This window comes from Salinivibrio sp. MA427, from assembly GCF_001996115.1.
GTDB lineage: Bacteria > Pseudomonadota > Gammaproteobacteria > Enterobacterales > Vibrionaceae > Salinivibrio > Salinivibrio costicola.
The window spans coordinates 1-1,656 of record NZ_MUFH01000429.1 but is presented as its reverse complement, the minus strand read 5'-3'; the positions used below and the strand labels follow the sequence as shown (position 1 = coordinate 1,656).

Here is a 1,656-nt window from a genome sequence, read left to right as displayed (position 1 = left end):
GTTAAGGGCAACGAACTGATAATCCCCTTGTGGCGTGATAGAAAGACTAACACTGTTTTTTTCTGCGGTTTCACTTAAACCTTGCAGAATCGTTTGTTGCCGCTCAGTGAGTTGATTTTTTAATGTTTCCGCACGTTGGTAGTACATTTCATTATCAAACGCCATTGGCAGGGCATTGGCGAGCTTACCCATGAGCTGCTCAATATGCTTTTTTAATTCACTACCTTTTCCCGCGGGGAGTTTTAGGACTTGTGGTGAACGTGCTTCTTGGAAATTCGCAACATAGCACCAATCATAAACGGGTGAATCAGTCTGCCAGTGTTGGTTAAGGTAGCGCATCATCATGGTGCGTTTACCGAGTCCGTTCTGACCGATGGCGTAAATGTTGTAACCTTTTTCTTTAATTGACATCGCGAATTCAACGGCGTGGCGAGCACGATCTTGACCGACAATTTCGTCAAGTGGCGCAAGATGCTTGGTTGACGTAATGTCGCTGTGTTTCAAGCTAGATTCACGATACAAGCGGTCGCTGGTGAGCTGAGTGAGAGCCATGGCTGTCCCCGTATTGGCGTTTAATCGTTACTGATTTTAGTGTAGCGACTGTAAGTGATTGTTTTAGTGACTTTGGTGGAGAAAGCGATGATAGGGTCACAGTTTTACATCGGCTGGTTATTTTATAAACAAAAAACGGGCTAATGTGCCCGCTTTTTATCGATTTTATCGCGAAGGAAGAAAGTCAGCGCTTCGATGATAGCGGCTAAAGAGAGTCGGCTATCGCACGAATAAGGGTATTGATATCCTCACGGCTGATGTCTTTATGGGTCACCAAACGAGCGGGATGACCACTGAATGTGACACGAATATCCTTCTCAATCAGCCGCATTTGAAGCCGTGTACGCTCGATCGTATCGGCGATATCGACATAGACGATATTGGTTTGGACCTGATAAGCGTCAGTTGAAAAGCCGTCAAGTTGATGCAATTCACTCGCTAAGTACTGCGCATTGGCATGATCTTGAGCCAGGCGATCAACATTTTCATTGAGTGCTTTCTGACCGGCAACCGCTAAAATTCCCGCTTGGCGCATCCCCCCACCGAGCATTTTCCGTATGCGTCTTGCTTTATTGATAAAGGCTTGAGAACCAAGAAGAAGAGAGCCAACGGGGGCGCCAAGTCCTTTGGATAAACAAATGGTCATTGAATCAAAGTGACAACTGATGGCGGTGATATCGACGCCTAACGCGACTGCCGCATTGTAAACGCGCGCGCCATCGAGGTGTAATTGCAGCTTATGATGATCACAAAAAATGCGCGCCTCGGCTAGGTAGGATAAAGGTAAAACTTTACCGCCGATGGTATTTTCTAAGCTTAAGAGTTTCGTTCGCGCAAAATGGAAATCGTTTGGCTTGATTGCAGCCGCGAGCTTATCAAAGGGAAGGCTGCCGTCTGGGGCATTGTCTATCGGTTGGGGCTGAATCGAGCCTAATACGGCGGCGCCTCCGGCTTCATACTTATAATTATGGGCCTGTTGACCACATAAATATTCATCACCACGCTCACAATGGGCCATTAAGGCCAGTAGGTTGGCTTGGGTTCCTGAGGCAGTAAAGAGGGCAGCGTCAAAGCCATGGCGTGAAGCGGCCCACTCTTCTAGTG

2 protein-coding genes are annotated in these 1,656 nt (G+C 47.3%); both read right to left on the bottom strand.

All coding sequences use genetic code 11. The annotated features are described in order from the left end of the window. Positions 1-552: Lon-like protease helical domain-containing protein (locus BZG79_RS15305; RefSeq protein ID WP_199878042.1), on the bottom strand; the 552-nt coding region annotated here is incomplete at its 3' end. Between the two features lie 205 nt (positions 553-757). Continuing rightward, a partial coding sequence (gene ltaE / locus BZG79_RS15300) for a low-specificity L-threonine aldolase (protein ID WP_077774834.1) occupies positions 758-1,656 on the bottom strand: 899 nt, incomplete at its 5' end.